The organism is Variovorax sp. GW823-FHT02B07 (assembly GCF_058797695.1).
In genome coordinates this window covers 649,934-676,665 of record NZ_JBXAJX010000001.1, presented here as the reverse complement: position 1 = coordinate 676,665, position 26,732 = coordinate 649,934, and the positions used below count along the sequence as shown (strand labels likewise).

Below are 26,732 nucleotides of genomic sequence, written 5' to 3'. Positions count from 1 at the left end.
CCAGTATTCAGGCAGCACGCGATTTGAAGGGCACCACGACAGCTCCGTCGCGCAAGCCGTCCAGGTAGTCAGCCCAGTGTTGAATTTGCTGGAACCGCTTCGCCAAGTATTGCGTGCGGTTGTAGCTACGACCATTGGAATCCTTTACGGCGTGCGCGAGGTTCGCTTCAATCGCCAGAGGATCCAGGTCGAGCTGATCAACCATCATGGTTCGGGCGCTGGCTCTGAAGCCGTGCCAACTCTGCTCCTTACCGACGCCCAGGGCATAGAGAGCCGTGCGTACCGAGTTGTCGGACATGGGTCGGTCATGGTCGCGCTGGCCCGGAAAAACGTAGCGGCCGCGCCCGGTCAATGGCTGGAGTTGACGCAACAGATCAACAGCCTGTTTGGGCATGGGCACGATGTGGGGCTCGCCTTGCTCTTTCTCCTTCACCCCGCGCTTCATCTTGGCGCTGGGGATAGTCCATAGTGCCGTGTCCATGTCCAGTTCAGCCCATTCCATCGTGCGCAGGTTAATGGGACGCTGATACAGAATCGGTGCTAACAATAGGGCCGTGCGCACCACCGGCCCGCCCTTGTAGGCGTGCATGCCGCGTAGTAGTTCACCGAATCGCTGCGGCTCCACAATGGCCGGAAAGTGCGTGCCGCGGTACGGCGTGAGGCGCTTTTGGAGCCCTTCGGTGATATTGCGCTGCCGTTTGTCAGCAGTGGGCAACCAGTACGCGTATACCTGCCGCGCCAACATCAGCGCGCGGTCGGCCGTCTCGTTGGCACCCCGCTCCTCGATCTTCTGCAATACGGCCAGCAGTTCCATGGACTCGATCTCATCCATGCGCCGGTCCCCCAGCCAGGGAAAGAGGTCTCGCTCAAGCTGTCGCTTCATCCGCTCAGCGTGGCCCGGACTCCAATTGCCAACCTGCTTGTCGTGCCATTCCAGAGCGACGGCCTTGAACGTGTCCCCTCCTTCACGCCACCCCTTGAGCTTCTCGAGTTTGCGAGCCTGGATGGGATCCACACCAGCAGCCCTCTGCATCTTGGCCGCATCTCGGGCTTGACGGGCAGCCGTCAGTGTGACAGTCGGATAACTGCCGAGCGCCAGCTGCTTTTCCTTCCCATCGACCCGGTACTTCAGAAACCAGCGCTTTGAGCCTTGCGGGCTAACTTGGAGGTACAGCCCGCCCGCATCGGCAAAGCGCGCCTGTTTACGATCAGGCGGACACGTGGCGTTGCGGCATCGGACATCGGTCAACATGGGGTACAGAACTCCGGGACAAGCGGGGGACGGACTGGGAACCAGTGGGCCAATCGTGCCCCCAGCAGGGGATTGAGGCAATTTAAGGGGGTACAGAGAGGAAATTCTACGGTTTTTGCCTCGCCATACCCCCATCCGCACCCCCACTTCGCTCTGGATGCAGTCGGACTGCATCACACTCACCTGGACAGTAAGTCGTTGATTTTCCAAAGAAAAAAGGCGTCCATCGGATGCCGATGGACGCCTTTGGACAGTGTGATGGTGGAGCTGGGGGGATTTGAACCCCCGTCCGCAAGCCTTCATCGCGCAGTTCTACATGTGTAGTGATCTGATTTAAGTCTCGCTTCCGGAGTCGCGCAGTCACACGCTAAACCGGACGCCAGCACCCTATTTTCTCGCCCCGACCCAAGGTACCCGGATCGGAGCCAGCCCATGTAATTATCCTTGCAGCCGGGAGGTCAGGATTGCTCCAGACCCCCTTGCCCAGCCCATCGGCCAACTGTTGCAAGGCTCACTGGCAATTAAGCAGCGAGTGCGAAACGTTCGTCGTTTGCAGTTAGTTTGTTTGAATCTGTTTTACGAGCGCATTCAGCTCGACATGCCCCGCTGCGACTCCGAACCCACGTCGAAACCAGTGCAGCCCCAAGCGACTCATTTTAGGCGCTATTGAGTAACTTCAAGAGCTCCAGGGGCGAAGAGATTGAGGCATCGGCTTTCCACAGCGCCGCATCGGCCTGAGAACCCATGTAGCCGTAGGTGGCCGCCACGGTTCCCATGCCTGCGGCGCGGCCCGCGATGATGTCGCGCTCGTCGTCTCCCACGTAGATGCAGGCCTCGGGCGCCACGCCGAGGCGACGCGCCGCCTCGTGCAACGGCTCGGGGTGCGGCTTGGCGAACGGCGTGGTGTCGCCGCTCACGATCGCGCCGGCGCTCGCGAAGAGCGGCATCGCGGCGGTCAGCGGTTCGGTGAAGCGGGCCGACTTGTTGGTGACCACGCCCCAGCGCAGGCCGCGCTCGCGGATCGCCTCGATCAGCGGCGCCACGCCGTCGAACACCAGGGTGTTGAGCAGCATGCGGCGTTCGTAGCCGACGTAGAACTCCTCGCGCAGCGCGTCGAACTCCGGCGCATCGGGCGTGATGCCGAAGGCGATGCCGAGCATGCCGCGCGCGCCGGCACCGGCCATCGGGCGGTAGCGCTCCAGCGGGTAAGGCGCCAGGCCTCGGTCGGTGCGCATCTTGTCGGCCGCCGCGCCCAGGTCGGGCGCGCTGTCGATCAGCGTGCCGTCGAGGTCGAACAGGATGGCCTGTGTGGTCGTGCTCCCGATCTTCATCATCCCTGCGCCTCCGGCAGCGCCGGCTTCTGGGTCGCGAAGAGGTAGTTGACGCTGGTGTCGGCGCTGAGCCAGTAGCGGCGGGTCAGCGGGTTGTGCTCCATGCCGCGGGTGTGGCGCAGGTCCAGGCGGGCAGCGCGGCAGTAGCCGGCCAGTTCGCTGGGGCGGATCAGCTTGGGGTACTCGTGCGTGCCGCGCGGCAGCATGCCCAGGACGTACTCGGCGCCCACGATCGCCAGCATGAAGGACTTCAGGTTGCGGTTGATGGTCGAGAAGAACACCCAGCCGCCCGGCTTCACCAGGGTGGCGCAGGCCTGGATCACCGACGCCGGATCGGGCACGTGCTCCAGCATTTCCATGCAGGTGACCACATCGAAGCTGCCGGGCTGCTCGGCCGCCAGCGCCTCGGCACTGATTTCGCGGTACTTGACGCCGCGCGTCCCGGCTTCGAGGGCGTGCAGTTGGGCGACCTTGAGCGCCTTGGTCGCGAGGTCGACGCCCAGCACATCGGCGCCCTTGCGCGCCATCGAATCGGCCAGGATGCCGCCGCCGCAGCCGATATCGACCACGCGCTGGCCCGCAATAGGCGCAATACCGTCAATCCATTCCAGCCGCAATGGATTGATTTCGTGCAGCGGGCGGAATTCGCTCTCCAAATCCCACCACCGGTGTGCGAGTTCCGAAAACTTGGCCAGTTCGGCCGGGTCTGCATTCACGTTTTCTGTCATGGGGCAATTATGAAGCGAGCCAAGCCCGGCTCGAACGCAATGGGCTTGCATCGGGCACGGCCGCAAATACGGCAGGCATAAAAAAACCCCGCCGAGGCGGGGTTTTCATTCGTCGATGTAATCGATCGATCAGTTGGCGCGGGTGCCAACCACTTCGATTTCCACGCGACGGTTCTTGGCGCGGCCTTCCTTGGTGCGGTTGTCAGCCACAGGCTGCTTCTCGCCCTTGCCTTCGGTGTAGACGCGGTTGCGTTCGATGCCCTTCGAGACCAGGAAGGCCTTGACGGCTTCGGCGCGACGCACCGACAGACGCTGGTTGTAGGCGTCGGTACCGATGGAGTCGGTGTGACCCACAGCGATGATGACTTCGAGGTTCACGCCACGAATCTTCTCGACCAGGTCGGTCAGCTTGGCGCGACCTTCGGGCTTCAGCACCGACTTGTCGAAGTCGAAGAAGGCGTCAGCAGCGAAGGTGACCTTCGAAGCAGCGACTTGTGCGGCAGGCGGAGCGACCGGAGCGCCAGGCGTGGGAGCCACAGCAGCCGGAGCAGCCGGAACCAGAGCGCCGTCGCAACCGGCGGCAGCCGTTGCGGGCGTCCAGTTGGCATCGCGCCAGCACAGTTCGTTCGTGCCGTTCTTCCAGACCAGTTCGCCGGTGCCGTTTTGCCAGTTGTCGATCGTAGGACCGCCGTTCGCAGCGGTGACACGGGTCTGCGCGCCGGCGGCAGTGGCGAGCGCAGCGACTGCAAACATCATCGCCACTTTATTCAGTTTCTTCATGGTTCTCCTCTTGGGGAAAAAGCCGCAGCCGCGCTGCGAATCAAGGACGCTTTAAGTGACCACCACCCAAAACGTTGAGACGATTGTGCCATAGGGTCTTTGGCAAACAGGCCGCTGGACGCCCCTGAAGCGTAGGACGGAGGCGGAATAGAGCCCTTGTGTTGCGGCGGTGCGACACCCCTCACAGCGTAAAATTTCGCCTTCCTGCCGCCAGCCTCTTGCTCATGACCTCCTTCGCCAAAGAAACCCTGCCCATCAGTCTCGAAGAGGAAATGCGCAGCAGCTACCTCGATTACGCCATGAGCGTGATCGTCGGCCGGGCGCTTCCCGACGCCCGCGACGGCCTCAAGCCGGTGCACCGGCGCGTGCTGTACGCGATGCACGAGCTCAACAACGACTGGAACCGGCCGTACAAGAAGTCGGCCCGTATCGTCGGCGACGTGATCGGTAAGTACCACCCGCACGGCGACCAGTCGGTCTACGACACCATCGTCCGGCTGGCCCAGGACTTCTCGATGCGCCACATGCTGGTCGACGGCCAGGGCAACTTCGGGTCGGTCGACGGCGACAACGCCGCCGCAATGCGTTATACGGAAATCCGGCTGGCCAAAATTGCGCACGAAATGCTGGCCGATATCGACAAGGAAACTGTCGACTTTCAGGACAATTACGACGGCTCCGAAAAAGAACCGAAAGTTTTGCCCAGCCAGCTGCCGAATTTGCTGGTCAATGGCTCCGGCGGTATTGCGGTCGGCATGGCCACCAATATCCCGCCGCACAACCTGAATGAAGTGGTGGATGCCTGCCTGTATCTGCTGCGCAATCCGCAGGCGAGCATCGACGAACTGATGGAAATCGTGCCGGCGCCCGACTTCCCCACCGCCGGCATCATCTACGGCATCAACGGCGTGAAGGACGGCTACCGCACCGGCCGCGGCAAGGTCGTGATGCGCGCCAAGTGCCACTTCGAGGACATCGACCGCGGCCAGCGCCAGGCGATCATCGTCGACGAGCTCCCCTACCAGGTCAACAAGAAGACGCTGCAGGAGCGCATGGCCGAGCTGGTGCACGAGAAGAAGATCGAAGGCATCAGCCACATCCAGGACGAATCCGACAAGTCGGGCATGCGCCTGGTGATCGAACTCAAGCGCGGCGAAGTGCCCGAGGTGGTACTCAACAACCTCTACAAGCAGACCCAGCTGCAGGACACCTTCGGCATCAACATGGTGGCGCTGGTCGACGGCCAGCCCAAGCTGTGCAACCTGAAGGACCTGATCGAGGTCTTCCTGCAGCACCGCCGCGAAGTGGTCACGCGCCGCACCGTCTTCACGCTGCGCAAGGCCCGCGAACGCGGCCACGTGCTCGAAGGCCTGGCGGTGGCGCTGGCCAACATCGACGAGTTCATCCGCATCATCCGCGAGTCGCCCACCCCACCGGTCGCCAAGGCCGAGCTCATGACCCGCAGCTGGGACAGCAAGCTGGTGCGCGAAATGCTCACGCGTTCGCGCGCCGACGGCGGCGTGATCAATGCCGACGACTACCGCCCTGAAGGCCTCGAGCGCGAGTACGGCATGGGCGGCGACGGCCTGTACCGCCTGTCGGAAACGCAAGCGCAGGAAATCCTGCAGATGCGTCTGCAGCGCCTGACCGGCCTCGAGCAGGACAAGATCGTCGCCGAGTACAAGGACGTCATGGCCGAGATCGACGACCTGCTCGACATCCTGGCCAAGCCCGAGCGCGTCTCGATCATCATTGGCGACGAGCTGGGCGAGATCAAGCAGGAGTTCGGCCAGTCGAAGATCGGCGCCCGCCGCAGTCTGGTCGAGCACAGTGCCTACGACCTCTCGACCGAAGACCTGATCACGCCGACCGACATGGTGGTCACGCTCTCGCACAGCGGCTACATCAAGAGCCAGCCGCTGGGCGAGTACCGCGCGCAAAAGCGCGGCGGGCGCGGCAAGCAGGCCACGTCCACCAAGGACGACGACTGGATCGATCAGCTCTTCATCGCCAACACGCACGACTACATCCTGTGCTTCTCCAACCGCGGCCGGCTGTACTGGCTCAAGGTGTGGGAAGTGCCGGCGGGTTCGCGCGGTTCGCGCGGGCGCCCCATCGTCAACATGTTCCCGCTGCAGGAAGGCGAGAAGATCAACGTCGCCCTCGCCCTCACCGGCGAGAAGCGCAACTTCCCGGCCGACCAGTACGTGTTCATGGCAACCTCGATGGGCACGGTCAAGAAGACGGCGCTCGACGAATTCAGCAACCCGCGCAAGGGCGGCATCATTGCCGTGAACCTCGATGAAGGCGACTACCTCATCGGCGCGGCGCTGACCGACGGCAAGCACGACGTGATGCTCTTCAGCGACAACGGCAAGGCCGTGCGCTTCGACGAGGAAGACGTCCGCCCGCTGGGCCGCAACGCCCGCGGCGTGCGCGGCATGTCACTGGAGCCGGGCCAGGGCGTGATCGCCATGTTGGTGGCCGAAGACGAACAGCAGAGCGTGCTCACCGCCACCGAAAATGGTTACGGAAAACGCACAAGCATTACCGAATACACGCGTCATGGCCGAGGAACCAAAGGCATGATCGCGATTCAACAGAGTGAGCGCAACGGCAAGGTCGTTGCCGCCACGCTCGTTCATGCGGACGATGAGATCATGCTCATCACCGACAAGGGTGTGCTCGTGCGCACCCGTGTGGCCGAGATTCGCGAACTGGGTCGGGCGACGCAAGGCGTCACGCTGATCGGGCTCGACGAAGGCGCCAAACTCAGCGGGCTTCAACGCATCGTCGAAAACGACGCGAACGGCGAAGGTGAGCCGGACGCAGACGACACTTCCACATCTTCAACGGAGAATCCTCAGTGAAAAAACAACTCAAGCTCGCACTCCTGACCGCTGCCCTCGCCGGCTCGTCCATGGCCGCCATGGCCCAGGACAAGGCCACGCTGATCAAGCAGTTCATCGAGATCCAGCGCCCCGGCATCGAGTCGCTGGCACGCGGCCTGATCGAGCAATCGAGCGCCCCCATCGCGCAAGCCGGTTCGCAGTACCTGCAGACCCAGGTGCCCGAAGCCAAGCGCGAGTCCGCCGCCAAGGCCGCCGACGCCGAGCTGAAGAAGTACTTCGACGAGGCCTACCCGCTGGTGCGCGACAAGGCCGTGCAGATCGCCCCTGGCGCCCTCACGCCCATCCTCGAGCAGAACTTCAGCGAAGACGAACTCAAGCAGTTGCTGGCCTGGATCAACTCGCCCCTGAGCAAGAAGTACCAGGAACTGAACCCGAAGATGCAGACCGCTCTGACGGAAAAGCTGGTGACCGAAACCCGCGCCACCATCGAACCCAAGATGCGCGCACTCGACACCAACGTCGCCAAGGCCCTCGGTGCTCCGACCGACGGTGCAGCAGCTCCCGCCAAGGCGCCCGCCGCCAAGGCTCCCGCCAAGAAGTAAAGCAACGTGACCCAGCAGCAGACGCCGGCCGGCAAGCGCCCCTACAACTTTTCGGCCGGTCCGGCTGCCATGCCGGAGGCGGTGCTGCAACGCGCCGCTTCCGAGATGCTCGATTGGCAGGGCAGCGGCATGAGCGTGATGGAGATGAGCCATCGCGGCAAGGAATTCGGTGCCATCTGCACCCAGGCCGAAGCCGACATCCGCACGCTGCTGGCCATCCCCTCGCACTTTCACATCCTGTTCATGCAGGGTGGCGGCCTCGGCGAGAACGCCATCGTGCCGCTGAACCTGTCGCGCGGCGGTGTTGCCGACTTCGTCGTCACCGGCAGCTGGAGCGCCAAGTCGCACAAGGAAGCGCAGCGCTACTGCACCGCCCGCGTGGCGGCCAGCAACGCCGACAACCAGCACACGCAGCTGCCCGATCCCGCCAGCTGGCAGCTGTCCGCCGAAGCCTCGTATGTGCACGTGTGCAGCAACGAGACCATCAACGGCATCGAGTTCCAGCAACTGCCCGACCTGGCCGCGCTCGGCAGCAAGGCACCGCTGGTCATCGATTTTTCTTCCCACGTCGCCTCGCGCAGCGTCGACTGGAGCCGCGTCGGCCTGGCCTTCGGCGGCGCCCAGAAGAACCTCGGCCCCGCCGGCCTGACCATCGTGGTCGTGCGCGACGACCTGCTGGGGCACGCGCTCGAGATCTGCCCGAGCGCGTTCAACTACAAGACCGTGGCCGACAACCACTCCATGTACAACACCCCGCCGACCTGGGGCATCTACATGGCGGGGCTCACGTTCCAGTGGCTGCTGCTGCAGACCGAGGGCGCGCTCACCGGCGTTGCCGCCATGGAGCAGCGCAATGTCGAGAAGGCGAAGCTGCTTTACGACTTCATCGACGACTCCGACTTCTACGCCAACCGCATCGACGCCAACTGCCGTTCGCGCATGAACGTGCCGTTCTTCCTGGCCGACGAGGGGCGCAACGAGGCCTTCCTGGCCGGCGCGCGCGAAGCCGGGCTGCTGCAGCTCAAGGGCCACAAGTCGGTCGGCGGCATGCGCGCGAGCATCTACAACGCCATGCCGTTGGCAGGGGTGCAGGCCTTGGTGGCCTACATGAGAGAATTCGAGCGATCGCATGCGTAGGCGCATGCCCTGTTGCTCGCACCGATGACCGCCTCTGCCCCCACACCACCCACCACCCCCGACAATTCCGAAAGCTTGGCCGGTCTGCGCGTGCAGATCGACTCCCTCGATCAACGGCTGCTGAGCCTGCTCAATGAGCGCGCCCATGTGGCCGAGCTGGTCGGCGAGGTCAAGAAGCGCGAAGGCACGCCCTTCTTCCGCCCCGACCGCGTCGCCGCAGTCATCGACAAGATGCAGAAAAGCAATGGCGGTCCGCTCAAGGACCTCCATGTCGCGGCCATCTGGCGCGAGATCATGTCGGCCTGCCTGGCACTCGAATCGCCCCAACGCGTGGCCGTGCTCGGCCCCGAGGGCACCTTCTGCGAACAGGCCGCCATCGAGTACTTCGGCGGCGCCGCCGACCTGATCTACTGCGCCAGCTTCGACGAGGTGTTCCACGCCACCGCCGCGGGCAGCGCCCAGTACGGCGTGGTCGGCGTCGAGAACTCGACCGAAGGCGTGGTCACGCGCTCGCTCGACCTGTTCCTGCACTCGCCCACTCATGTCGTCGGCGAAGTCAGCCTGCTGGTGCGCCATCACCTGATGCGCAGCAGCAATTCGCTCGAAGGTGTCGAGGCCGTACTGGCCCATCCGCAGGCACTGGCGCAGTGCCAGACCTGGCTGTCCAAGCACCTGCCCAACGCCGAGCGGCGCGCCGTGTCGAGCAACGCCGAAGGCGCGCGCCTCGCGGCCACCAACCCGGCCTGGGCCGCGCTGGCCGGCGAACGCGCCGCCACCCGCTTCGGCCTGCACATCGTGGCGCACGCCATCCAGGACGACTCCTACAACCGCACCCGCTTCTCCGTGATCTGCCTGCCGCAGACGCTGGCCATGCCGCCGGCCTCGGGCAAGGACTGCACGAGCCTGATCGTCTCGGTGCCCAACCGCCCCGGCGCGGTGCACGACCTGCTGGTGCCCCTGAAGGCCAACAACGTGTCGATGACGCGCTTCGAGTCGCGCCCCGCACGCACCGGCCAGTGGGAGTACTACTTCTACATCGACCTCGACGGCCACCCCTCGCAGCCCAACGTGGCGGCGGCGCTGGCCGAACTGCGCGGCCTCTGCGCCTTCTACAAGGTGCTCGGCGCCTACCCGATCAAAGCCTGAGCCGAACGGACCGACGCGATGTTCGAGCAACTGGGATTGATCGGCTGCGGCCTCATGGGCGGCTCCTTTGCGCTCGCGCTCAAGCGCGCGAAGCTGGTGAAACGCGTGGTGGGCTACAGCAAGTCGCCCTCCACCACCGAGCGGGCGCGCCAGCTCGGCGTGATCGACGTGGCGGCGCCCTCGGCGCTGCTGGCGGTGTCGGGCGCCGACATCGTGCTGCTGGCCGTGCCGGTGGCCGCGTCGGAAGCCACCTTCAAGGCCATCCGCCACGGCATCTCGGCCGACACGCTGGTGATGGACGTGGGCTCGACCAAGGGCGACGTGATCGAGGCCGCGCGCAACGGCCTGCAAAAGCAGTTCGCCAGCTTCGTGCCGGCGCATCCGATCGCCGGCAAGGAAGTCTCCGGCATCGAGCATGCCGAAGCCTCGCTTTTCACCGGCCGCCAGGTCGTGCTGACCCCCGTCAAGACCACGCTGCGCTCCAACGTGCAGCGCGCCTCGCAGGTGTGGAGTGGCATCGGCGCCAACGTCGTCACCATGACGCACGAGGAGCACGACGCCGCCTTCGCCGCCGTGAGCCACCTGCCGCACCTGCTGGCCTTTGCTTACACCAACGCGCTCATCGGCCAGCCGCAGGGCGACCGCTTCCTGAGCCTCGCGGGACCGGGCTTTCGCGACTTCTCGCGCATCGCCGCCAGCGACCCCGTCATGTGGCGCGACGTGCTGCTCGCCAACCGCGAGCAGGTGCTGCAGCAGTCGCAGGCCTTCCGCAAGGCGCTGGAAGACCTCGAGACGCTGATGACCGCCGGCGACCTGCAGGGCCTGGAGCAATCCATCGCCGCCGCCAGCAAGGCACGCGCCGCCTGGCGGCCGAATTCGAGCACCGACGCTCTGGCCCAGCAGGACAGCTGACATGTTCTCGACCGCCTTCCTCGACCTCCCGCCCCTCGCGGGCGCCGCCGGCACGGTCCGGCTGCCGGGCTCCAAGAGCATCTCCAACCGCGTGCTGCTGCTGGCGGCGCTCGCCAGCGGCACCACCACGATCCACGACCTGCTCGATTCCGACGACACGCGCGTGATGCTCGACGCCCTGCGCGCGCTGGGCTGCGGCATCGAGCCGGCCGGCGCCTCGCTGCGCATTACGGGCCTGGGCGGCCAGCTGCCGCCGTCGCTGGGCGCGACGCTGCTGCCGCTGTTCCTGGGCAATGCCGGCACCGCCATGCGTCCGCTGACGGCGGCGCTGTCGCTGCTCGGCGGCGAATTCGAGCTCAGCGGCGTGCCGCGCATGCACGAGCGGCCGATCGGCGACCTGGTCGACGCCCTCACGCAACTCGGCTGCCGCATCGACTACCTCGGCAACCCCGGCTACCCGCCGCTACGCATCCACCCGGTGTCGCACGACGAGCTGGCGCTGGGCGCACCGATCCGCGTGCGCGGCGATGTGTCCAGCCAGTTCCTGACCGCCCTGCTGCTGGCGCTGCCGCTCGCGGCGGCCGACGACATCGTGATCGAGGTGGTCGGCGAGCTGATCTCCAAGCCCTACATCGAGATCACGCTGAACCTGCTGGCGCGCTTCGGTATCACGGTGCAACGCGACGGCTGGGAGCGCTTCACCATCCCCGCCGGCAGCCGCTACAGCTCGCCGGGCGAGATCCACGTCGAGGCGGATGCTTCCTCTGCTAGCTATTTCATAGCGCTCGGCGCCATTGCGACGGGCGTCTCGGGCCAGAACGGCATCCGCATTGAAGGCGTCGGCGCGGCCTCAATCCAGGGCGACATCCGCTTCATCGACGCCGCCCAACAGATGGGCGCGCTGGTCGACAGCGGCCCGAACTGGCTCGAAATCCGCCGCGGCGCCTGGCCGCTCAAGGCCATCGATCTCGACGCGAACCACATCCCCGACGCCGCCATGACGCTGGCCGTCATGGCGCTGTACGCCGACGGCCCCAGCACGCTGCGCAACATCGCGAGCTGGCGCGTGAAGGAAACCGACCGCATCGACGCCATGGCGAACGAGCTGCAAAAGCTCGGCGCCACGGTCGAGGCCGGGCCCGATTTCATCCGCGTCCACCCGCTGCCCGCCGCCGGCTGGCGGCCCGCCAGCATCCGCACCTACGACGACCACCGGGTCGCCATGTGCTTTTCGCTCGCGGCCTTCAATCCGGCCGGCGTGCCGGTGCGCATCCTCGAGCCGCACTGCGTCGCCAAGACCTTCCCCGACTACTTCGAGACCCTGTTCTCCGTGGCCGAGGCCGCCGAAGTGCCCGTGATCTGCATCGACGGCCCGACCGCCTCGGGCAAGGGCACGCTGGCCGCCGAGGTGGGGCGCCTGCTGGGCTACCACTACCTCGATTCGGGATCGCTCTACCGCGTGACCGGGCTCGCCGCCCGCCGCGCCGGCCTGGAGGCCAACGCCGCGAACGAAGCGCAGATCGCCGCGCTCGCCGCCGCCCTGCCCCTGCAGTTCACCGAGGGCAAGGTGCTGCTGGCCGGCGAAGACGTGAGCGACGACATCCGCACCGAAGCCGCCGGCATGGACGCCTCCCGCGTCTCCGCGCTGCCCGCCGTGCGCGAGGCGCTGCAAGACCTGCAGCACCGCTTTCGCCGCCTGCCCGGCCTGGTGGCCGACGGGCGCGACATGGGCACCGTGATCTTCCCCGACGCGGCGCTCAAGGTGTTCCTCACGGCGGGAGCCGCCCAGCGCGCCGAACGGCGGCATAAGCAGTTGATTTCAAAGGGTATTTCGACTACACTCGACAGTCTTCGCTCCGACTTGGAAGCACGTGACGCCCGGGACTCTTCCCGCAGCGTTGCACCTCTGAAGCCGGCGCAGGACGCTCGCCACCTCGACAACTCCCAGCTGTCCATCGAACGCTCGATCGACACGGTGTTGAACTGGTGGCAAGAAATTCAACCGTTCAAGTCCGCTTGAGCGGATTGAAGTGCAGCCTTTCAAGTCCGCTTGAAAGGCTTGCGTCTCCCGGGTGTTCCGGGTGGCGCCTACCGCTCCAGCAGGCTCCTTCCGCGCGACAGCGCACCGGCCTGCTGGTTGTTCAACCAACCGGGCTCACGCCCACAACCTAACCGCCGTCTACAGACCCACAGCAGCCGCACGCAATTTCGCAAGAGCGCCTGCCAACCCTGCCTGACGGAAGGAACCATAAATGTCTGAATCTTTTGCCGACCTATTCGAAGAGTCCCTGAAGCGTTCCGAAATGCGCAGCGGCGAGGTCATCACCGCCGAAGTCGTGCGTGTCGAACACAACCACGTCGTCGTCAACGCCGGTCTGAAGTCCGAAGCGTATGTGCCGATCGAAGAGTTCAAGAACGACAAGGGCGAACTCGAAGTCCAGGCCGGCGATTTCGTTTCCGTTGCCATCGGCAGCGTTGAAAACGGCTACGGCGACACCATCCTCTCGCGCGACACCGCCAAGCGTCTGGCTTCGTGGCTCGCCCTCGAGAAGGCCCTGGAATCGGGCGACTTCGTCACCGGCACCACCAGCGGCAAGGTCAAGGGCGGTCTCACCGTCCTGGTCAACGGCATCCGCGCGTTCCTGCCGGGTTCGCTGATCGACACGCGTCCGATCAAGGACCTGACCCCGTACGAAAACAAGACCCTCGAATTCAAGGTCATCAAGCTCGATCGCAAGCGCAACAACGTCGTGCTGTCGCGCCGTGCCGTGGTCGAAGCCAGCATGGGCGAAGAACGCGCCAAGCTGATGGAAACCCTGAAGGAAGGCGCAGTGGTCCGCGGCGTGGTCAAGAACATCACCGAATACGGTGCGTTCGTGGACCTCGGCGGCATCGACGGCCTGCTGCACATCACCGACATGGCATGGCGCCGTGTCCGCCACCCGAGCGAAGTCGTTCAGGCCGGCCAGGAAATCACCGCCAAGATCCTCAAGTTCGACACCGAGAAGAACCGTGTCTCGCTGGGTCTCAAGCAAATGGGTGACGACCCGTGGATGGGCGTTTCGCGCCGCTACCCGCAATCGACCCGCCTGTTCGGCAAGGTCACGAACATTGCCGACTACGGCGCGTTCGTCGAACTCGAACCCGGCATCGAAGGCCTGGTGCACGTCTCCGAAATGGACTGGACCAACAAGAACATCGCTCCGAACAAGATCGTCTCTCTGGGCGACGAAGTCGAAGTCATGGTCCTGGAAATCGACGAAGACAAGCGCCGCATCAGCCTGGGCATGAAGCAGTGCAAGGCCAACCCGTGGCAAGAGTTCGCTCAGAACACGAAGCGTGGCGACCGCGTCAAGGGCCCGATCAAGTCGATCACCGACTTCGGCGTGTTCGTGGGTCTGGCTGCCGGCATCGACGGCCTGGTGCACCTCTCGGACCTCTCGTGGAACGAAACCGGCGAAACCGCCGTTCGCAACTACAAGAAGGGCCAGGAAGTCGAAGCGATCGTGCTGGCTGTCGACGTCGACCGCGAACGCATCTCGCTGGGCATCAAGCAGCTCGACAGCGATCCGTTCACCACGTTCACCACCGTGAACGACAAGGGCCAGATCGTGACCGGCAAGGTCAAGACCGTGGACGCCCGCGGCGCTGAAATCGACCTCGGCGAAGACATCATCGGCTACCTGCGTGCTTCGGAAATCTCGCGCGACCGCGTCGAAGATGCCCGCAACGTGCTCAAGGAAGGCGACGAAGTCACGGCCATCGTGGTGAATGTGGATCGCAAGACCCGCAACATCCAGCTGTCGATCAAGCAGAAGGACATGGTCGACGAACAAGGCGCCATGGCCAGCCTGAGCCAGCAGTCGGCACGCGAAAACGCGGGCACGACCAGCCTGGGCGCCCTGCTGCGCGCCAAGCTCGACAACAGCGACAACAAGTAAGCTGAGTCCGAAGACAGAGGCAGGCCCCCGGGGCCGCTCTGTCTTTTTTTTCGTCCACGTTTTTCGTTTATGTTTGGCCTATGACCCGCTCAGACCTCGTCGAAGAACTCGCAGCCCGTTTCGCGCAGCTCACGCACCGCGATGCCGAATACGCCGTCAAGACCATCCTGGACGCGATGAGCGACGCGCTGGTGCGCGGCCACCGCATCGAGATCCGTGGCTTCGGCAGCTTCTCGGTCAACCGCCGTCCGCCGCGCATCGGCCGCAACCCGCGTTCGGGCGAGAGCGTGCAGATTCCCGAGAAGCGCGTGCCGCACTTCAAGCCGGGCAAGGCACTGCGCGAAGCCGTCGACGCGAAGACCGCCGAGCTCGATGCAGGCAAGGAAGCCGCCGGCCGCAAGGCCTGATGCAAATGAATGCAAACGTAGAATGCTCCCGGCAACGGGAACAGCTATGAAGTACCTCCTGTGGCTGCTCAAGGCAGCCATTTTTTTTACGCTCTTCGCCTTCGCGCTGAACAACCAGCACGACGCGACCGTCTACTTCTTCTTCGGAACCCACTGGCGCGCGCCGCTGGTGCTCGTCGTGCTCGCGGCCTTTGCCGGCGGGCTCGTGGTCGGCGCGCTGGGCATGCTGCCGGGCTGGTGGAAACACCGCGCCGCCGCGGCCCAGGTGCCTGCGGTTTCCGAAGCCCCCTCGCCCGCACCGCTGGCCACTGCGACCGCCTCCGCGGCAACGCCGTCCATCTCCGCCACCGACCTTCCCGCCGTACGTCAACATGGACTTTGATCCCAGCTGGCTGCTGATCGGCCTGCCCGTCGCCTTCGTGCTGGGCTGGCTCGCATCGCGCTTCGACATCCGCCAGCTCAAGCTCGAGAACCGGCAGGCGCCCAAGGCCTACTTTCGCGGCCTGAACTTCCTGCTCAACGAGCAGCAGGACCAGGCCATCGACGCCTTCATCGAGGCCGTGCAGAACGACCCCGACACGCAGGAGCTGCACTTCGCGCTCGGCAACCTGTTTCGCCGCCGCGGCGAGTACCAGCGCGCTGTGCGCGTGCACGAGCACCTGCTGGGTCGCGGCGACCTGAGCCGTGCCGACCGCGAGCGCGCACAGCACGCGCTGGCGCAAGACTTCCTGCGCGCCGGGCTGCTCGATCGCGCCGAAGCGGCGCTTCAAAAGCTCGAAGGCACGCGCTACGAGAACGAGGCCCGCCTCGCGTTGCTGGCCATCTACGAACGCTCGCGCGAATGGGCGCAGGCCGCCGACGTGGCGCAGAAGCTCGACGAGTCCGACCAGGCCAGCTACAGCACGCGCCGCGCCCACCACCTGTGCGAGCAGGCCAACGAACGCGTCGCGGCCGGCGACCTGCAGGGCGCCGGCGACCTGCTCACGCAGGCCCGCGCCCTGGCGCCGCAGGCACCGCGCCCGGCCATCGACACCGCCACCTTGCAACTGCGCAACGGCGAAGCCGCCGCGGCCTTCGACACGCTCGAAGGGCTCAGCGACACGGCGCCGCTGGCGCTGCCGCTGTACGCCGCGTCGCTGCAGAAGGCCGCCGTGGCCGCGCAGCGCGAAGGCGAGGCGCTGGCGCTGCTGCAACGACGCTATGCCGAGTCGCCGTCGATCGACGTGCTCGAAGCGATGATCGCGCTCGGCGGCACACCCGACGCCACGCCATCGGACACGCCCACCGAAGCCCCCACGCCGCGCGACAGCTACATCGCACACCTCGCGCACCAGCCCTCGCTGGTCGCCGCCTCGCGCTGGCTCGCTGGCGAGCGCTTCGAGCACGAGCAGTTCCACCCGCAGGTGCAACGCGCGCTCGACCAGGCGACCCGTCCGCTCATGCGCTACCGCTGCGCGGCCTGCGGCTTCGAGGCGCACCAGTACTTCTGGCACTGCCCCGGCTGCCAGGCCTGGGACAGTTACCCGCCGCGTCGCGTGGAAGAACTCTGACCACGGTTCAGAACAATCGTCACACGGGGCCTCTGGCCCCGTTTTCACGTCAACTGCCGCGCGCGCCCTCTCGTTGAGCCGAAGCCGATATTCCTGTCGGCATAGCCATACCAACGATTGAAGAGGGAGTTTTCACCATGTTCAAGAAAGTCATCGCCACGCTCGCCATGTGCTTCGCGGCCGTCTCGTTCGCCGCCGTCGACGCCAACAAGGGCAGCGCCGCCGACCTCGATGGCCTCAAGGGCGTCGGCCCGTCGCTGTCCAAGCGCATCCTCGACGCGCGCAAGGAAGGCGAGTTCAAGGACTGGCCCGACCTCATGCAGCGCGTGAAGGGCGTGAAGGAGAAGAGCGCGGCCAAGCTGTCGGCCGAGGGCCTGACGGTCAACGGCCAGAGCTTCAACGGCGCGGCGGCCCCGGCCAAGGCAAGCAAGGCCGCCAAGGTGGCCGAGGCGAAACCCGCCAAGCAGTGACACTGCCCTGACACGAAGAAACCGCCCCCGAGGCGGTTTTTTTACGCCCGCACCTGGTGCCGCATCGACACCACATGGCAGGGAAATGCCTCAGCGAATGGCCCGGAATTTGCACGTATGCTTTTCTTTCATTCAGCTTTGACTACATTCCGGAGCGCGTCCATGAATCACAAGTTCGGCATTGCCCTGGCGGGCCTCACCCTTGGCGCCGCCGCCTTCGCGCAAACCAAGTGGGACCTGCCCACCGCCTACCCCGCGACCAACTACCACACCGAGAACATCACGCAGTTCGCCAAAGACGTGGACGCGGCCACCGGCGGCAAGCTGAAGATCACGGTGCATGCCAACGCGTCGCTGTTCAAGGCACCCGAGATCAAGCGCGCCGTGCAAAGCGGCCAGGCCCAGGCCGGCGAGATCCTGCTGGCCAACTACGCCAACGAGAACCCGATCTACGCACTGGACGGCGTGCCCTTCCTGGCCACCACGTATCCCGAGGCCCGCAAGCTCTACGACGCCTCCAAGCCCGCGATGGACAAGCTGCTCGCCGCCCAGGGCATCAAGGTGCTGTTCGTGGTGCCGTGGGCGCCGCAGGGCATCTACACCAAGAAGGAGATCGGCTCGGTGGCCGACCTGCGCGGCATCAAGTGGCGCGCCTACAGCCCGGCCACCGCCAAGATCGCTGAACTCATCGGCGCGCAGCCCGTGCAGATCCAGCAGGCCGAACTGAGCGCAGCGATGGCCACCGGCGTGATCGAGAGCTACATGAGCTCGGGCTCCACCGGCTACGACACCAAGACCTTCGAGCACATCAAGAACTTCTACGACACGCAGGCCTGGATTCCGAAGAACGCGATCCTCGTGAACGCCAAGGCCTTCGATGCACTCGACGCCGCCGGCAAGGCCGCCGTCACCAAGGCCGCGGCCGACGCCGAGGCGCGCGGCTGGAAGGTCGCGCAGGAGAAGAACGACGAGTACAAGCGCCTGCTGGCCGAGCGCGGCATGAAGATCCACAAGCCCTCGCCCAAGCTGGACACCGACATGCGCCAGGTCGGCGGCATCATGCAGGCCGACTGGCTCAAGGCCGCCGGTGCGGACGGCGCATCCATCGTCGACACCTACAAGAAGAAGTAAGCCGTGCGCCGCTTCCTCGACCGCCTGTACGACGGTGCAGGCGCGCTGGGCGCTTTCTGCGTGTTCCTGATCTTCGTGCTGATGATCGTGGCGGGCGTGGGCCGGCAGATGAACTGGCACGTGAGCGGGCTCAACGACGCGGTGGCCTGGCTGTGCGCGGCGGCGGCCTTCTTCGCGATGGCGCATGCCTTTCGCCACGGCGACTTCGTGCGCGTCACGCTGCTGCTCGATGCCGTGCCGCCCAAGGTGCGCCGCGTGCTCGACGTGGCCTGCCTGCTGATCGCCGCCGTGTCGGTGGCCTACCTGACCTACTGGGCCACCAGCTTCACGTACGAGAGCTACGAGTTCAAGGAAATGGCCACGGGCCTGCTCGTGATCCCGATCTGGATTCCGCAATCGAGCTTCGCGATCGGCTGCTGGCTGCTCTTGATCGCCATGGTCGACGAACTCGTCGGCGTGGTGCGCGGCGAAAAACCCAGCTATCAGCGCGCCGTCGAAGAGCGCCATGCTGCGGGCGACTTCTCCTCCGACGTCTGAACGACAACAACAAAGACACCCGATGCTCGAAACCCTTCTGATGGGCGCGCTGCTGCTCGGCATCATGCTGTTGCTGCTCGCCGGCGGCGTCTGGATCGCCATGACCCTGGCCATCGTCGGCTGGGTCGGCCAGGCCTTCTTCACCAACACCCTGCCCGGCAAGAACCTGTTCTCGGCCTTCTGGGAAAGCAACGCGAGCTGGGAGCTGGCGGCGCTGCCGCTGTTCATCTGGATGGGCGAGATCCTGTTCCGCACCAAGCTCAGCGAGGAGATGTTCGAAGGCCTGCGGCCGTGGCTCAACCGCGTGCCCGGCCGGCTCATGCACACCACCATCCTCGGCTGCGGCGTGTTCGGCTCGGTCTCGGGCTCGTCGGCCGCCACCTGCGCCACCATCGCCAAGGTGGCACTGCCCGAGCTCAAGCGCCGCGGCTACAACGAGAAGCTGGCCATCGGCTCGCTGGCCACGGCCGGCACGCTGGGCATCCTGATCCCGCCCTCGATCACCATGGTGGTCTACGCGGTGGCTGCCGACGCGTCAATCATCCGCATCTTCCTGGCGGGCTTCCTACCGGGCTTTTTGCTGATGCTGCTGTTCTCGGGCTACATCGGCTGGTGGAGCCTGCGCCACCCTGACCAGGTGCCGCCGGCCGATCCGCCGACCACCTTCATGGAGAAGATCCGGCTGTCGGGCAACCTCATTCCCTGTGCGCTGCTGATCGTGTTCATCGTCTGGGTGCTGGTGGCCGGCTGGGCCACGGCCACCGAGTGCGCGGCCTTCGGGGTGCTGGGCTCGCTGGCCATCGCGGCCTACGGGCGCAGCCTCACCTGGCAGAACTTCAAGGACGGGATCATGGGCGCCACGCGCACCAGCTGCATGATCATGTTCATCCTGGCCGGGGCCGCGTTCCTGACCAAGACCATGGCCTTCACCGGCATCCCGCGCGAGCTGGCCGAGTGGGTCGACAGCATGCACCTGTCGCCCTATGCGCTCATCGGTGCGCTGGTGGTGGTGTACCTGGTGCTGGGCACGGCGCTGGACGGCATCTCGATGATCGTGCTGACCAGCGCCGTGGTGCTGCCGATGATCCAGAAGGCGGGCTTCGACCTGGTCTGGTTCGGCATCTTCGTGGTGCTGCTGGTCGAGATCGCCGAGGTCACGCCGCCCGTGGGCTTCAACCTGTTCGTGCTGCAGAACATGACCGGAAAAGACAGCAACGTGATCGCCAGGGCGGCCATTCCGTTCTTCTTCTGCCTCGTGCTGTGCATCGCGCTGATCACGCTGTTCCCGGGTATCGTCACGATCCTGCCCGACCTGGTGATGGGCAAGGAGAAATGACAGTGCGACGACGACAAGGGAACGGATGCCTCCTCTATTGCCGGTTCTAGCGATCTGCGTGGGCGCCTCGTGCGGCGCCCTCGCCCGCTGGGGCCTGGGCCTGTGGCTCAACACCGGCGGCCCCGTGCCCTACGGCACGCTGGCCGCCAACCTCGTCGGCGGCTACCTCGTCGGCGTGGCGGTGGCCGTCTTCCAGGCGCTGCCGCAGCTCGACCCGGTGTGGCGGCTGCTGCTCATCACCGGCTTCCTCGGCGGGCTCACGACCTTCTCGAGCTTCTCGGCCGAAGTGGTCGCACTGCTGCTCGGCGGACGGCCGCTGCTGGCGCTGGGCACCGGCCTGCTGCACCTGTGCGGCTCGCTGGTGCTGACCTGGCTGGGCATTCGCAGCGTGCAACTCGTGCTGGCTTCGTGACAGCGAAAAAACTGCCCGTGCTCCTGCGGTTATAGACAGGGGCTCTCCAGAGGGTCGGTCGATAGAATCGACCCCCGATGCCCCTCGCCCTTCTCGTCGCACTCCCCTTTCTTGCCAGCGTGCTGGCCGCGTTGATGCCGTCCAACGCGCGCAACCGGGAGTCGACCCTTGCAGGGCTCGTCGCATTGGGCTGCGCGATCCAGGTCGCATGGCTCTTTCCGCAGATCGCGCACGGCAACGTGCTGCGCCAGGAGATCGAGTGGCTGCCGGCCCTCGGCCTGAATCTCGTGTTCCGCCTCGACGGCTTCGCGTGGCTGTTCTGCATGCTGGTGCTGGGCATCGGCGCGCTGGTGGTGCTCTATGCGCGCTACTACATGTCGGCCTCCGACCCGGTGCCGCGCTTCTTCTCGTTCTTCCTCGCGTTCATGGGCGCGATGATGGGCGTGGTGCTCTCGGGCAACCTGATCCAGATGGTGCTGTTCTGGGAGCTCACCAGCCTGTTCTCCTTCCTGCTCATCGGCTATTGGCACCACCGGCGCGACGCGCGGCGCGGTGCGCGCATGGCGCTCACCGTCACCGGCGCGGGCGGGCTGTGCCTCTTGGCCGGCGTGCTGGTGCTGGGCCGCATCGTCGGCAGCTACGAGCTCGACATCGTGCTGGCCTCGGGCGACATCATCCGCGCGCACGCGCTGTACCCGGTGGCGCTGGTGCTGATCCTGCTCGGCGCGTTCACCAAGAGCGCGCAGTTCCCGTTCCACTTCTGGCTGCCGCGCGCCATGGCCGCGCCCACGCCGGTGTCGGCCTATCTGCACTCGGCCACCATGGTGAAGCTGGGCGTGTTCCTGATGGCGCGGCTGTGGCCCGTGCTCTCGGGCACCGAGCAGTGGTTCTGGATGGTGGGCGGCGCGGGCGCGATCACGCTGCTGCTGGGCGGTTTCGCGGCCATGTTCCAGCGCGACCTGAAGGCGCTGCTGGCCTACTCGACCATCTCGCACCTGGGCCTCATCACGCTGCTGCTGGGCCTGAACAGCCCGCTGGCGGCGGTCGCGGCAGTGTTCCATGTCATGAACCACGCGACCTTCAAGGCCTCGCTGTTCATGGCGGCCGGCATCATCGACCACGAGACCGGCACGCGCGACATCCGCAAACTCAGCGGCCTGATGCGCCTCATGCCCATCACGGGCACGCTGGCCATCATCGCCAGCGCCTCGATGGCCGGCGTGCCGCTGCTCAACGGCTTTCTCTCGAAGGAAATGTTCTTCGCCGAGACCGTCTTCATCCAGGCCACGCCCTGGATCGACCTCAGCCTGCCAATCATCGCCACGCTCGCGGGCATCTTCAGCGTGGCGTACTCGGCGCGCTTCGTGTTCGACGTGTTCTTCGGCCCGCCCTGCGGCCCCGACGTGCCCAAGCCCCCGCACGAGCCGCCGCACTGGATGCGCGTGCCGGTCGAGCTGCTGGTGCTGGTGTGCCTGGTGGTGGGCGTGGCGCCGGCCTGGTCGGTCGGCCCGATGCTCGCGGCCGCGGCCACGCCGGTGGTCGGCGGCACGCTGCCCGTGTACAGCCTGGCCGTGTGGCACGGCTTCAACCTGCCGCTGATGATGAGCTTTGTCGCGCTGGCAGGTGGCGCCGTGCTCTACCTGCTGCTGCGCCGTCCGCTGGGCAGCGGGCGCCTGGAGCACACGCCGCTGCTGCACCGCTTCGACGGGCAGCTCATCTTCGAACACCTGATCGCGCTGCTGAGCGAAGCCGGCCGGCGCAGCCGCCGCCTCTTCGGCACGCGCCGCCTGCAATGGCAGCTGCTGTGGCTGGTGGTGGTGGCCGTGGCCGGCGCCGCGGCCTCGTTGTGGACCACGCCGGCCGAGCGCGGCACGCGCGAGCTGCTGCCGTTCTCGCCGATGTTCGCGATGACCTGGCTCATCGGCTGCACCTGCGCCGTGGCCGCCGCCTGGCAGGCCAAGTTCCACCGGCTCGCAGCGCTGATGCTGGCCGCGGGCGCCGGGCTGGTCTCGTGCGTCACCTACATCTGGTTCTCGGCCCCCGACCTGGCGCTCACGCAGCTGGTGGTCGAGGCCGTGACCACCGTGCTCATCCTGCTGGGCCTGCGCTGGCTGCCGATGCGCAGCAAGGACGTGGTGCAGCCCGCGCGCATGCGGCTGCGCCCCTGGGGCCGCCGCGGGCGCGACCTGCTGGTGGCTACCATCGCCGGCTGCGGCATGGCGGCGCTGGCCTGGGCGATGATGACGCGCACCTTCCCGCAGAGCATCTCGCCCTTCTTCCTCGAACGCGCGCTCACCGAAGGCGGCGGCACCAACGTGGTCAACGTGATGCTGGTCGACTTCCGCGGCTTCGACACCTTCGGCGAGATCACCGTGCTGGGCATCGTGGCGCTCACCGTGTATGCGCTGCTGCGGCGCTTCCGCCCGGCCATCGAATCGATGGCGCTGCCGATCCAGCAACGCCTGCAGGTCGACGACGGCAGCAGCGACCTGCTGAACCCGCGCCGCGCCACCGACTCCGCCATCGGCTACCTGATGGTGCCGGCCGTGCTGGTGCGCCTGGTGCTGCCGGTGGCCGTGCTGGTGTCGGTGTACTTCTTCATGCGCGGCCACAACGCACCGGGCGGCGGCTTCGTCGCGGGGCTGGTGATGTCGGTCGCGCTGGTGCTGCAGTTCATCGTCTCGGGCACCGAGTGGGTGGAAGAGCACCTGCGCATCTACCCGCGCCGCTGGATCGCCATCGGCCTGCTGTTCGCGCTGGCCACCGGCGGCGGCGCGATCGTGTTCGGCTACCCGTTCCTCACCACGCACACCGCGCACGTGCACGTGCCGCTGCTGGGCGACATGCACGTGCCCAGTGCCCTCTTCTTCGACATCGGCGTGTTCGCGCTGGTGCTCGGCGCCACCATGCTGATCCTGACCGCGCTGGCCCACCAGTCCATCCGAAGCCACCGCTGGGCCGACGAACAAGAAGAGAAAGAAGCGCAGGCCCGCGCGGCCGCCGAAGCCGAAGAGGCTGCCACCGCCACCGGAGGAGCCCGCTGATGGAAATCGTGCTGGCCATCGCCATCGGCGTGCTCACCGGCTCGGGCGTGTACCTGCTGCTGCGCCCGCGCACCTTCCAGGTCATCATGGGCCTGACGCTCATCTCGTACGCGGTCAACCTGTTCATCTTCAGCATGGGCCGGCTCAAGGTCGACAGCGAGCCGGTGCTGGTCGAAGGCTTCAAGGCCACGCTGGCCAACACGGCCGACCCGATGCCGCAGGCGCTGGTGCTCACGGCCATCGTGATCGGCTTCGCGATGACCGCCCTGTTCCTCGTCGTGATGCTCGCCTCGCGCGGCCTGTCGGGCACCGACCACGTGGACGGTGAAGAGCGGGAGGCCGTCGAATGAACGACCTCTTGCACCTGCTCGACCGCTTCCTCGAGTTCAGCATGCCGCACCTGGTGGCAGTGCCCATCCTCGTGCCCATGCTCACGGCGGCGCTGATGCTGCTGATGAACGAGAACCACAGGCGCACCAAGTCCTTCCTCAGCGTGGTCTCGGGCCTGGTCGGCCTGCTGGCCGCGCTCGCGCTGCTGCGCTGGGTGAACGCGGCCGACACCGGCGGCGGCCCGGGCTCCATCGGCGTGTACCTGCCGGGCAACTGGCGCGCGCCCTTCGGCATCACGCTGGTGGCCGACCGGCTCTCGACCATGATGGTCGCGCTCACGGGCGTGGTGGCCTTCGCGGCCTCGATCTATTCCACCTCGCGCTGGGACCGCGCGGGCGTGCACTTTCATCCACTGCTGCAGCTGCAGCTCATGGGCCTGAACGGCGCCTTCCTCACGGGCGACCTGTTCAACCTGTTCGTGTTCTTCGAGGTGATGCTGGCGGCCTCGTACGGCCTGCTGCTGCACGGCTCGGGCCGGCTGCGCGTGCGCGCCGGGCTGCACTACATCGCGATCAACCTCGCGGCCTCGTCGCTGTTCCTGATCGGCGCGGCCATCCTGTACGGCGTGACCGGCACGCTCAACATGGCCGACCTGGGCGCGCGCATCGCCGAACTCGCACCGGGCGACCGCGGCCTGGTGCACGCGGCTGCAGCCATCCTGGCCACCGCGTTCTTCGCCAAAGCGGGCGCGTGGCCGCTCAACTTCTGGCTGGTGCCGGCCTACAGCGCGGCCGTGTCGCCGGTGGGCGCGGTGTTTGCGCTCCTGACCAAGCTCGGCGTGTACACCGTGCTGCGCCTGTGGACCGTGCTGTTCGCGCCCGACACCGGCGCCTCGGCCGCCTTCGGGCAGGCCGCGCTGGTGGGCGTGGGGCTGGCGACGCTGTTCGTCGGCGCCATCGGCATCGTCGGCACGCAGCGGCTGTCGAACCTCGCGGGCTTCAGCGTGCTGGTGTCGGCGGGCACGTTGCTGGCCGCCGTCGGGCTGGGCGATCCGGCCGTGTGGGCGGGCGCGCTGTACTACATGCTGAGCTCGACGCTCGCAGTGGCGGCCTTCTTCCTGCTGATCGACATGATCGAGCGCTGGCGCAACGCGGGCATGAGCGTCGCGCCGCACGAGGCGGCGGGCAACGCGCCCTTCCTGGCCGAAGACCTGCGCGCGCTCGACGACGTGAACCTCGACGACGACGCCCAGGCGCTCTACGGCCGCGCCATCCCGGCGGGCGTGGCCTTCCTGGGCCTGAGCTTCATGCTGTGCACGCTGCTGCTGGCGGGCCTGCCGCCGCTGTCGGGCTTTGTCGGCAAGTTCGCGATGCTCTCGGGCCTGCTCGACGGCAGGACCGTGGCCTCGGCCGGCTGGACCTTCCTGGGCCTGCTGATCGTCTCGGGCTTTCTCTCGCTGATCGCCCTGAGCCGCACCGGCATCCGCCATTTCTGGACGCAGCCCCACGCCACCATGCCCTCGCTGCCCGCGCTGGAGGTGCTGCCGGTGGCCGCCCTGCTCGCGGCCTGCGTGGCGCTCACCGTCTGGGCCGAGCCCGTGATGCAGCACGCGCAAGCCACCGCCGGCGGCCTGCGCACGCCCACCGCGTACCGCGAGGCCGTGCTCGGCGCGAAGCAGAAGCCCAACCCGGTGCCCGCAAAGAAAGAGGAGGCCAAGCCATGAAGCGCTTGATGCCTTCCCCACCGCTGTCGTTCGCGCTGTTCGTCATCTGGCTGCTGCTCAACCAGTCGCTCGAAGCGGCCACGCTGCTGTCGGCCGCGCTGCTCGCCATTGCCGTGCCGCTGATCACCAAGGGCCTGCGCCCCGCCACCGTGCGCATGCGCCGGCCCGGCGTGGCGCTGCGGCTGTCGTTCCTCGTCACCTTCGACATGCTGAAGTCGGCGTACGACGTGGCGCGGCTGCTGCTCACGCGCCGCACCGCCGACATCTCGGCGCGCTTCGTGCAGATTCCGCTGGACATGCGCGACCCCAACGGCCTCGCCGTGCTCGCGATGATCATGTGCCTCACGCCCGGCACGGCCTGGGGCGAGGTGTCGTTCGACCGCACCACGCTGCTGATCCACGTGTTCGACCTCGAGGACGAGGCGGCCTTCATCGCCCTGATCAAGACCCGCTACGAACGTCCGCTGATGGAGATTTTCGAATCATGACGCCTGTTCTCTTCTGGGCCCTGAAGGCCGCGCTCTTCCTGCTGGCCGTGGCGATGCTGTGCGCGCTCTTTCGCCTGCTGGCCGGCCCGTCCGCACAGGACCGCGTGATGGCGCTCGACTGCCTCTACATCAACGGCATGCTGATGATGCTGGTGCTGGGCATCAACTACGCGAGCAGCGTGTACTTCGAGGCGGCGATGCTGGTGGCGCTGTTCGGCTTCGTGGGGTCGACCTCGATCGCCAAGTTCTTGCTGCGCGGGGAGGTGATCGAATGAGCGCCACGGCACTTCCTCTTTGGGCCGAGATAATCACCGCCGTGTTCGCGGTGCTGGGCGCGGCCTTCGCGGCCATCGGCTCCTTCGGCCTGGTGCGCATGCCCACCTTCTTCCGCCGCATCCATGCGCCCACGCTGGGCGCCACGGTGGGCGCCTGGTGCCTGACGGTGGCCACCATCGCCTACTTCTCGGTGCAGGGCTTCAGCCTGTTCCTGCACGCGGTGCTGATCGTGCTGTTCATCGTGCTGACGGCGCCGATCACCACCATCTTCCTGATGCGCGCCGCCCTCTTCCGCGAACGGCAGAAGGGCAACACGAAGGTGCCGCCCTCCTCCGAGTCGCGCTGAA

25 protein-coding genes and 1 other RNA gene are annotated in these 26,732 nt (G+C 66.4%); 21 read left to right on the top strand and 5 right to left on the bottom strand.

Annotated features, from left to right (window positions below):
* Positions 1 to 7: 7 nt before the first annotated feature.
* From AC1RGU_RS03265 to ompA, 5 genes are all read right to left on the bottom strand, one after another.
* Positions 8 to 1,252 (bottom strand): tyrosine-type recombinase/integrase, encoded by a 1,245-nt coding sequence (locus AC1RGU_RS03265; RefSeq protein ID WP_492684908.1) that lies wholly within the window; start codon positions 1,250 to 1,252, stop codon positions 8 to 10.
* Positions 1,253 to 1,511: 259 nt separating this feature from the next.
* Positions 1,512 to 1,896, bottom strand: a transfer-messenger RNA (tmRNA) gene (ssrA, locus tag AC1RGU_RS03260).
* Positions 1,897 to 1,908: 12 nt separating this feature from the next.
* Positions 1,909 to 2,586 carry an HAD family hydrolase gene (locus tag AC1RGU_RS03255; protein WP_223301488.1) on the bottom strand — a complete coding sequence of 226 codons (678 nt, stop codon included), beginning with the start codon at positions 2,584 to 2,586 and terminating at the stop codon, positions 1,909 to 1,911.
* Positions 2,583 to 3,311 (bottom strand): bifunctional 2-polyprenyl-6-hydroxyphenol methylase/3-demethylubiquinol 3-O-methyltransferase UbiG, encoded by a 729-nt coding sequence (gene ubiG, locus AC1RGU_RS03250; RefSeq protein ID WP_492694682.1) that lies wholly within the window; start codon positions 3,309 to 3,311, stop codon positions 2,583 to 2,585. Before ubiG ends, AC1RGU_RS03255 begins: the two co-directional genes overlap by 4 nt.
* Positions 3,312 to 3,440: 129 nt before the next feature.
* The gene (ompA, locus tag AC1RGU_RS03245; RefSeq protein ID WP_062468651.1) at positions 3,441 to 4,091 is read right to left on the bottom strand and encodes an outer membrane protein OmpA; all 651 of its coding nucleotides are present in this window, start codon (positions 4,089 to 4,091) and stop codon (positions 3,441 to 3,443) included.
* Between the two features lie 224 nt (positions 4,092 to 4,315).
* Here ompA and gyrA point away from each other — a divergent pair, with 224 nt between their 5' ends.
* The 21 genes from gyrA (at position 4,316) to mnhG (ending at position 26,731) form a co-directional block, all read left to right on the top strand.
* Complete coding sequence (gene gyrA / locus AC1RGU_RS03240) at positions 4,316 to 6,961, top strand: DNA gyrase subunit A (RefSeq protein WP_062468652.1); 2,646 nt, start codon at positions 4,316 to 4,318, stop codon at positions 6,959 to 6,961.
* A complete protein-coding gene (locus AC1RGU_RS03235) occupies positions 6,958 to 7,545 on the top strand; it encodes a DUF2059 domain-containing protein (RefSeq protein WP_492694680.1) in 588 nt (195 codons plus the stop codon). Before gyrA ends, AC1RGU_RS03235 begins: the two co-directional genes overlap by 4 nt.
* A 6-nt stretch (positions 7,546 to 7,551) precedes the next feature.
* Positions 7,552 to 8,682: a 3-phosphoserine/phosphohydroxythreonine transaminase gene (serC, locus tag AC1RGU_RS03230; RefSeq protein ID WP_492694678.1), complete on the top strand. Its 1,131-nt coding sequence runs from the start codon at positions 7,552 to 7,554 to the stop codon at positions 8,680 to 8,682.
* 24 nt (positions 8,683 to 8,706) lie between these two features.
* Positions 8,707 to 9,828 carry a prephenate dehydratase gene (gene pheA / locus AC1RGU_RS03225; RefSeq protein ID WP_062468655.1) on the top strand — a complete coding sequence of 374 codons (1,122 nt, stop codon included), beginning with the start codon at positions 8,707 to 8,709 and terminating at the stop codon, positions 9,826 to 9,828.
* 18 nt (positions 9,829 to 9,846) lie between these two features.
* Positions 9,847 to 10,740 (top strand): prephenate dehydrogenase, encoded by an 894-nt coding sequence (locus tag AC1RGU_RS03220; protein ID WP_390345520.1) that lies wholly within the window; start codon positions 9,847 to 9,849, stop codon positions 10,738 to 10,740.
* Position 10,741: 1 nt separating this feature from the next.
* On the top strand, positions 10,742 to 12,760 hold the full coding sequence (locus AC1RGU_RS03215) for a bifunctional 3-phosphoshikimate 1-carboxyvinyltransferase/cytidylate kinase (RefSeq protein WP_492694676.1): 2,019 nt from the start codon (positions 10,742 to 10,744) through the stop codon (positions 12,758 to 12,760).
* A gap of 232 nt (positions 12,761 to 12,992) precedes the next feature.
* On the top strand, positions 12,993 to 14,681 hold the full coding sequence (rpsA, locus tag AC1RGU_RS03210) for a 30S ribosomal protein S1 (RefSeq protein WP_062468664.1): 1,689 nt from the start codon (positions 12,993 to 12,995) through the stop codon (positions 14,679 to 14,681).
* Between the two features lie 80 nt (positions 14,682 to 14,761).
* Positions 14,762 to 15,088, top strand: coding sequence for an integration host factor subunit beta (locus tag AC1RGU_RS03205; RefSeq protein WP_056582668.1), 327 nt, complete (start codon positions 14,762 to 14,764; stop codon positions 15,086 to 15,088).
* A 46-nt stretch (positions 15,089 to 15,134) separates the two neighbouring features.
* Complete coding sequence (locus AC1RGU_RS03200) at positions 15,135 to 15,470, top strand: LapA family protein (protein WP_095744339.1); 336 nt, start codon at positions 15,135 to 15,137, stop codon at positions 15,468 to 15,470.
* On the top strand, positions 15,460 to 16,638 hold the full coding sequence (gene lapB / locus AC1RGU_RS03195) for a lipopolysaccharide assembly protein LapB (RefSeq protein WP_307584920.1): 1,179 nt from the start codon (positions 15,460 to 15,462) through the stop codon (positions 16,636 to 16,638). The genes AC1RGU_RS03200 and lapB overlap by 11 nt, the downstream gene beginning before the upstream one ends.
* Before the next feature lie 137 nt (positions 16,639 to 16,775).
* Positions 16,776 to 17,108, top strand: a complete 333-nt coding sequence (locus AC1RGU_RS03190; protein ID WP_062468671.1) for a ComEA family DNA-binding protein — start codon at positions 16,776 to 16,778, stop codon at positions 17,106 to 17,108.
* Between the two features lie 162 nt (positions 17,109 to 17,270).
* Positions 17,271 to 18,239: a TRAP transporter substrate-binding protein gene (locus AC1RGU_RS03185; RefSeq protein WP_492694673.1), complete on the top strand. Its 969-nt coding sequence runs from the start codon at positions 17,271 to 17,273 to the stop codon at positions 18,237 to 18,239.
* A 3-nt stretch (positions 18,240 to 18,242) separates the two neighbouring features.
* Positions 18,243 to 18,776 (top strand): TRAP transporter small permease, encoded by a 534-nt coding sequence (locus tag AC1RGU_RS03180; RefSeq protein ID WP_492694671.1) that lies wholly within the window; start codon positions 18,243 to 18,245, stop codon positions 18,774 to 18,776.
* A 22-nt stretch (positions 18,777 to 18,798) separates the two neighbouring features.
* A complete protein-coding gene (locus tag AC1RGU_RS03175; protein WP_492694669.1) occupies positions 18,799 to 20,112 on the top strand; it encodes a TRAP transporter large permease in 1,314 nt (437 codons plus the stop codon).
* 25 nt (positions 20,113 to 20,137) lie between these two features.
* Complete coding sequence (gene crcB / locus AC1RGU_RS03170; protein ID WP_062468679.1) at positions 20,138 to 20,524, top strand: fluoride efflux transporter CrcB; 387 nt, start codon at positions 20,138 to 20,140, stop codon at positions 20,522 to 20,524.
* 77 nt (positions 20,525 to 20,601) lie between these two features.
* Positions 20,602 to 23,568: a monovalent cation/H+ antiporter subunit A gene (locus AC1RGU_RS03165; RefSeq protein ID WP_492694667.1), complete on the top strand. Its 2,967-nt coding sequence runs from the start codon at positions 20,602 to 20,604 to the stop codon at positions 23,566 to 23,568.
* Positions 23,568 to 23,918: a Na+/H+ antiporter subunit C gene (locus tag AC1RGU_RS03160; RefSeq protein ID WP_056582686.1), complete on the top strand. Its 351-nt coding sequence runs from the start codon at positions 23,568 to 23,570 to the stop codon at positions 23,916 to 23,918. Before AC1RGU_RS03165 ends, AC1RGU_RS03160 begins: the two co-directional genes overlap by 1 nt.
* Entirely contained in the window at positions 23,915 to 25,621 is a 1,707-nt protein-coding gene (locus AC1RGU_RS03155; protein ID WP_159274629.1) for a monovalent cation/H+ antiporter subunit D, read from the top strand. Before AC1RGU_RS03160 ends, AC1RGU_RS03155 begins: the two co-directional genes overlap by 4 nt.
* The gene (locus tag AC1RGU_RS03150) at positions 25,618 to 26,109 is read left to right on the top strand and encodes a Na+/H+ antiporter subunit E (protein WP_062468688.1); all 492 of its coding nucleotides are present in this window, start codon (positions 25,618 to 25,620) and stop codon (positions 26,107 to 26,109) included. Before AC1RGU_RS03155 ends, AC1RGU_RS03150 begins: the two co-directional genes overlap by 4 nt.
* On the top strand, positions 26,106 to 26,384 hold the full coding sequence (locus tag AC1RGU_RS03145) for a K+/H+ antiporter subunit F (RefSeq protein WP_062468691.1): 279 nt from the start codon (positions 26,106 to 26,108) through the stop codon (positions 26,382 to 26,384). The genes AC1RGU_RS03150 and AC1RGU_RS03145 overlap by 4 nt, the downstream gene beginning before the upstream one ends.
* Positions 26,381 to 26,731 carry a monovalent cation/H(+) antiporter subunit G gene (mnhG, locus tag AC1RGU_RS03140; RefSeq protein WP_062468694.1) on the top strand — a complete coding sequence of 117 codons (351 nt, stop codon included), beginning with the start codon at positions 26,381 to 26,383 and terminating at the stop codon, positions 26,729 to 26,731. Before AC1RGU_RS03145 ends, mnhG begins: the two co-directional genes overlap by 4 nt.
* Position 26,732 lies beyond the last annotated feature (1 nt).